Annotated in this window: 5 protein-coding genes; 4 read left to right on the top strand and 1 reads right to left on the bottom strand. The window is 70.8% G+C overall.

The genetic code is table 11. The features are described from left to right. Positions 1–43: 43 nt before the first annotated feature. Entirely contained in the window at positions 44–1840 is a 1797-nt protein-coding gene (locus ACFTQE_RS13765) for an acyl-CoA dehydrogenase (RefSeq protein WP_376925609.1), read from the bottom strand. A 164-nt stretch (positions 1841–2004) separates the two neighbouring features. Between ACFTQE_RS13765 and ACFTQE_RS13760 the strand changes: the two genes are divergently transcribed. Genes ACFTQE_RS13760 through ACFTQE_RS13745 form a run of 4 tightly spaced genes read left to right on the top strand, consistent with a single transcriptional unit; the run spans position 2005 to position 5980 of the window. After that, a complete protein-coding gene (locus tag ACFTQE_RS13760; protein ID WP_376925608.1) occupies positions 2005–2781 on the top strand; it encodes an electron transfer flavoprotein subunit beta/FixA family protein in 777 nt (258 codons plus the stop codon). A 9-nt stretch (positions 2782–2790) separates the two neighbouring features. Beyond that, a complete protein-coding gene (locus ACFTQE_RS13755; protein WP_376925607.1) occupies positions 2791–3777 on the top strand; it encodes an electron transfer flavoprotein subunit alpha/FixB family protein in 987 nt (328 codons plus the stop codon). A gap of 6 nt (positions 3778–3783) precedes the next feature. Further along, the gene (locus tag ACFTQE_RS13750) at positions 3784–5388 is read left to right on the top strand and encodes a cytochrome b/b6 domain-containing protein (RefSeq protein ID WP_376925606.1); all 1605 of its coding nucleotides are present in this window, start codon (positions 3784–3786) and stop codon (positions 5386–5388) included. A gap of 1 nt (position 5389) precedes the next feature. Continuing rightward, on the top strand, positions 5390–5980 hold the full coding sequence (locus tag ACFTQE_RS13745; RefSeq protein WP_376925605.1) for a TetR/AcrR family transcriptional regulator: 591 nt from the start codon (positions 5390–5392) through the stop codon (positions 5978–5980). Positions 5981–6000 lie beyond the last annotated feature (20 nt).

Raw genomic sequence — 6000 nt, 5'->3', positions numbered from 1 at the left:
GGCCCTCGTGAGGGCGGGCGTACGTCGTGATGAGCGTGTCGGGTCAGACGCGCACTCCGCGGACCGCTGCATTGCCGAGCGCCTCGCCGCTGAGGGCGAAGAGGTCGCGCGAACCGGCGGTGGCTGCACCCACGAGGCCTGCGGCCTGCGGCAGCAGCTGCTCGGCGTAGAACCGGGCGAGCGGCAGCTGCGTCTCGGCGATGCCGTCGTCGTCGAGGCCGCGAGCGGCGAGGGCGGACTTGGCCAGGAGCCATCCGCCGACCACGAGTCCCCAGATGCGCTGGTACGGGGTCGAGCCCGAGAGCACGGCGTTCGGGTCGGTGGCACCGGTGCGGAGCATCCACACCGTGGTCTGCTCGAGCGCGTCGAGCTGGGCGGCGAGCTGCGTGCGGATCGAGGCGAAGTCGTCGCCGGCGGCGGCGAGCTCGCCGTCGAGCTCGCGCATCGAGGCGATGAACTCGAGCGCGGACGCCCCGTCGCGCACGGGGAGCTTGCGGCCGACGAGGTCGGCGGCCTGCACGCCGTTCGTGCCCTCGTAGATCGCGGCGATGCGCACGTCACGGTAGTGCTGCGCAGCGCCGGTCTCCTCGATGAAGCCCATGCCGCCGTGGATCTGCAGCGCGAGCGAGGTGAGCTCGTTGCCGAGGTCGGTGCCGAACGACTTGTTGATGGGCGTGAGCAGGCCGACGATCTCGTTCGCCCGGGCGCGCACGGCGGCGTCGGGGTGGTGCGTCGACACGTCGGTGTAGGTCGCGGTCAGCAGCATCATGCGGCGCATCGCGGCGATGTATGCCTTCTGCGTCATGAGCATGCGGCGCACGTCGGGGAAGTCGATGATGGGGGAGTCCTGGGTGGCGCCGATCGCGCGGCCCTGGATGCGCTCCTGCGCGTAGTCGAGCGACTGCTGGTAGGCGCGCTCCGACACGGCGAGTCCCTGCATGCCGACCGAGAGGCGGGCGCTGTTCATCATGACGAACATGATGCGCATGCCGATGTTCTCTTCGCCGACGAGGTACCCGGTCGCCTCCTCGTACGAGAGCACGCAGGTGGGCGAACCGTGGATGCCCATCTTGTGCTCGACGCCGACGGTGTGCACGCCGTTGCGCTCGCCGAGCGAGCCGTCCTCGTTCATGAGGAACTTCGGAACGATGAAGATCGAGATGCCCTTCGTGCCGGCCGGCGCGTCGGGGGTGCGAGCGAGCACGAGGTGCACGATCTGCTCGCTGAGGTCGTGGTCGCCGAACGTGATGAAGATCTTCTGGCCCGAGATGGCGTAGGTGCCGTCGTCGCGCTTGACGGCCTTCGTGGTGAGCGCGCCGACGTCGGTGCCGGCGTGCGGCTCCGTGAGGTTCATGGTGCCGGCCCACTCGCCGGTGACCATCTTCGGCAGCCACTGCTGCTTCTGCTCGTCACTGCCGTAGTGCAGGAGCGCCTCGATCGCGCCCTGCGTGAGCAGCGGTGCGAGGGCGAAGGCCATGTTCGCGGTCGCCATGAGCTCCTGGAGCGCGAGGCCGATGGTGCGCGGGAATCCGCCGCCGCCGAACGCCTCGGGCAGGGGCACCGAGCCCCAGCCGGCGTCGACGTAGGCCGAGTAGGCCTCCTTGAAGCCGGTGGCCGTGGTGACGGAGCCGTCGGAGTTCAGCTTCGACCCCTCGAGGTCGCCCGCCCGGTTGGTCGGGGCGACGACTTCGGCCATGAAGTTGCCGGCCTCGTCGAGGATCTCGGTGACGGTCTCGAGGTCGGCGTGCTCGAAGCCGGGCAGCTGCGCGACGGCGTCGTAGTCCACGACATGCTCGAGGGCGAAGGCGATATCTGCAACAGGGGGTCGGAATCCACTCATGCCCGCAGCGTAACCCGGCGTCTCTCGAGCGGGCTTGAACTGTGCGGGTTCCACGACTGCGGCCAGCCGAGGTCGCGGCGAGTTTGGCGGCATCCCACAAAACAGGCACCTTTTCGGGCAAGCAAGTGCTTGGTTAGGATGAAGCAACTCGTCGAAGGAGCGGAATGAAGATCGTCGTCCTGGTCAAGGAAGTCCCCGACACGTACGGGGATCGGAAGCTCAACCTGCAGACCGGCCTCGCCGACCGTGCGGCGAGCGAGACGGTGCTCGACGAGATCAGCGAGCGCGCGCTCGAGGTCGCGCTCTCGTTCGCCGACTCCCACGCCGACACCGAGGTCGTCGTGCTGTCGATGTCACCGGAGTCGGCCGCCGCCACCGTGCGCAAGGGCCTCGCGATGGGCGCCTCGGGCGCCGTGCAGGTCGTCGACGGGGCGCTCCTCGGCGCCGACCTCGGCCTCACCGCCGAGGTGCTCGCCGCCGCGCTGCAGCGCATCGGCTTCGACCTCGTGATCGCGGGCAACCAGTCGACCGACGGTTCGGGCGGGGTGCTCCCGGCGATGATCGCGGAGCTCCTCGACGTGCCCAACGCGACGAGCCTGAACTCGGTCGAGATCACCGACGCCGAGGTGCGCGGTGAGCGCGCGAGCGACCACGGCACGATGCAGGTCACCGCATCGCTGCCGGCCGTGATCTCGATCACCGAGCGCCTGCCCGATGCCCGGTTCCCGAACTTCAAGGGCATCATGGCCGCCAAGAAGAAGCCCTTCGAGACGCTCTCGCTCGCCGACCTCGCCGTCGACGCCGAGAGCACGGAGGCATCGCGCTCGATCGTGATCTCGCTCGGCGAGAAGCCGCCGCGCACGGCCGGCACCAAGATCGTCGACGAGGGTGATGCCGGCGAGCGCCTCGCCGAGTACCTCGTCCAGAACCGGCTCGCGTAAGGGACCACGATGACTGACTACACCGCAGACTCGATCCTCGTGCTCCTCGACGTCACGCCGTCGGGTGCACTCGCCAAGAGCGCCGCCGGACTCCTCGGCGCGGCCGCCGAGGTCGGCACGCCCGTCGCCCTGATCGTCGCGGCCGCCGGCGAGGGCGAGCAGGCCGCGACGGATGCCGCCGCGCTCGGCGCGACCCACGTGCTCGTCGCCGAGCACGCCGAGGCCGGTTCGGGCCTCGCAGTACCGGGCGCCGACGCGCTCGCCGCCGCCGCCGAACTCGTGCGACCCGACGCGATCCTCGTCTCGAACTCGATCGAGGGCCGCGAGATCGCCGCGCGGTACGCCGCGCGCTCGCGCTCGGGCCTCGCGGTCGACGCCGTCGGCGTCTCGCGCGACGCCGACGGCGTCGTCGCCCACCACTCCGTGTACGGCGGCGCCTACAACGTCGACTCGGCAGTGACCTGGGGTGCGCCCGTGGTCACGGTGCGCGAGGGCTCGATCGATGCCCGCGCCGAGGCGAAGCCCGTCTCGATCGAGCGGCTCGAGGTCGCGGCATCCGGTCGCAGGGCCGCAGCGATCGGCGCGCTCGAAGAAGAGGTCGTCACGTCGTCGCGACCCGAACTGCGCGGCGCAGCGAAGGTCGTCTCCGGCGGCCGGGGGCTCGGTTCCGAAGACAAGTTCTCGCTCGTCGACCAGCTCGCCGACGTGCTCGGCGCCGCGGTCGGCGCATCGCGGGCAGCGGTCGACGCGGGCTACATCCCGCAGTCGCACCAGGTCGGCCAGACCGGCGTCTCGGTGTCGCCGCAGCTCTACATCGCGCTCGGCATCTCGGGCGCGATCCAGCACCGGGCCGGCATGCAGACCGCGAAGACGATCGTCGCGATCAACAAGGACGCTGATGCCCCGATCTTCGAGATCGCGGACTTCGGCATCGTCGGCGACCTGTTCACGGTCGTGCCGCAGCTGATCGCCGCGCTCGAGGCGCGGAAGGCGTAGCGCGCGATGGCGACGTACGGGCGAACGACGCGGCAGGGCCTGCCCCGCGTCGCCGGCGGTGACCCATGGCCCCCGGTGGTCGAGATCGCAGGCGGTGAGCCGGCTCCGACGGCTGTCGTCGAGGCGAGCGCTCCTGCGGTGGCAGCGGATGCCGCGGCAGATGTCGCGGTGGCGCCCGTCGCGACCGTCGCGGCTCCGGCTGCGGCTCCCGTTGCCGCCGCGTCCGCCGCTCGCTCGGTGCGACGCGGGCTGCCGCGCGTGCCCGGCGGCGAGCCATGGCCGCCCGCCACGGCGGCCCCGGTCGCTGCCGTCGCCGACGTCGTGACAGCGCCGTCGACTCCTGCTCCGGATCCCGCCGCTCCCGCCGACCGAGCCGAACCGCAGTCGGTGGTGGCCGGAGCAGCTGCAGCGGTGTCCGTCGCGGGCGGCGGCCGAGCGCTGCGCCGCGGACTGCCCCGAACTCCCGACGGCGAGCCCTGGCCGCCGGCCGGTTCGGCGCCGGCGAGGCCCGAGCGCGTCGCCGCGATCCCAGCGGTCGCCGCGCCGGAGCCGACGCCGGAACCGACGCCCGAACCGGTTCTCGAACCCGTCGCCGTGCCCGTGGCTGCAGCCGCGCCGGCGCCACGCCGCACGCCGATGCAGCCGCCGCGTCGCCCGGTCGCGGTCGCCGCGGCATCCGCTCGCCCTGCTGCCGAGCCGTGGCCGAAGCTGTACGGTCCGTACTCCCGTGCGGAGTGGGCGGGCGCCCTCGTCATCGGCGGATTCGGACTGCTGCTCGCTGCGACCGGTGTCGTCGTCGTGGTCAACTGGCTGCTCGGCCTCGCGCCGATGGAGGACTTCATCGCGCGCTACCCGGGCGAGTACCACCTGCCCGAGTCGGCGCCCATCGGCATTCCCGCGTGGATCGGCTGGCAGCACTTCTTCAACGTCTTCCTGATCGTGCTCATCATGCGATCTGGCCTGCAGGTGCGCACGCAGAAGCGGCCGACCGCGTTCTGGTCGCCGCGCTGGAACCCGCAGCGCAAGATCAGCCTCTCGCTCTGGTTCCACCAGTCGCTCGACATCCTGTGGCTCGTCAACGGCGCCGTGTTCGTGGTGCTGCTCTTCGCGACCGGGCAGTGGATGCGCATCGTGCCGACGAGCTGGGAGGTCTTCCCGAACGCGGTGTCGGCGCTGCTGCAGTACCTCTCGCTCGACTGGCCGACCGAGAACGGCTGGGTGAACTACAACAGCCTGCAGCAGATCGCCTACTTCCTCACCGTCTTCATCGCGGCACCGCTCGCGGCGATCACTGGCGTGCGCATGTCGGGCCTCTGGCCGAAGAACGCGAAGACGCTGAACCGCATCTACCCGGTGGAGTGGGCACGCGCCGTGCACTTCCCGGTGATGCTCTACTTCGTGGCGTTCATCATCGTGCACGTCGGCCTCGTGTTCGCGACGGGCGCGCTCCGCAACCTCAACCACATGTACGCGAGCCAGGACGTCGTGAACTGGACCGGGTTCTGGATCTTCGTCGCCTCGCTCGTGGTGATCGCGGTCGTGTGGGTCGCGGCTCGTCCGCTCGTGCTCGCGCCGATCGCCCGGCTCTTCGGCAAGGTCAGCGGGCGCTGACGTGGGCGACGGATCCGAACGGCGCGACCAGATCATCGTCATCGCGACGCGGCTCATCGCCGCGCGCGGCTATTCGGCGACGACGGTGCGCGACATCGCCGACGAAGCCGGAATCCTGTCGGGCAGCCTGTATCACCACTTCGCGTCGAAGGAGGCCGTGCTGCAGGGCATCCTGCAGGACTTCCAGCACGACACGCTCTCGGCGTTCGAGCGGATCGCCGCGAGCGGGGGCAGCGCTCGCGAGCGACTCGACCAGCTCATCGAGCACGCGTTCCTCACGATCGAGCAGCGGCCCGACGACGTGCGCATCTACCAGAACGAGACCGGGTTCCTCATGACCCAGCCGGGCTTCGAGTTCCTCGCCGAGGGCGCAGCGCGCATCGAGGAGCTCTGGCTCGAGCAGATCACGGAGGGCCAGGCCACCGGGGTGTTCCGCGACACCATCGACCCCCGGCTCGCGTTCCGGTTCATCCGCGACGCCGTCTGGTCGACGGTGTTCTGGTTCCGCCCGGGCGGCAGCCACACCGCCGCGAGCATCAGCGAGAACTACCTCGACCTGCTGCACCACGGGATGCTCACGGTCGAGGGCTGAGCCGCGTCGGACGCGGGCGC

The sequence above is a fragment of the Agromyces sp. NPDC056965 genome (assembly GCF_042673425.1).
Lineage (GTDB): Bacteria > Actinomycetota > Actinomycetes > Actinomycetales > Microbacteriaceae > Agromyces.
This window is presented reverse-complemented; position numbering and strand designations above follow the sequence as displayed.

Coding starts and splice junctions, on each gene's coding strand:
- ACFTQE_RS13765 (WP_376925609.1), bottom strand. CDS start 1,840: ATGAGTGGATTCCGACCCCCTGTTGCAGATATCGCCTTCGCCCTCGAG.
- ACFTQE_RS13760 (WP_376925608.1), top strand. CDS start 2,005: ATGAAGATCGTCGTCCTGGTCAAGGAAGTCCCCGACACGTACGGGGAT.
- ACFTQE_RS13755 (WP_376925607.1), top strand. CDS start 2,791: ATGACTGACTACACCGCAGACTCGATCCTCGTGCTCCTCGACGTCACG.
- ACFTQE_RS13750 (WP_376925606.1), top strand. CDS start 3,784: ATGGCGACGTACGGGCGAACGACGCGGCAGGGCCTGCCCCGCGTCGCC.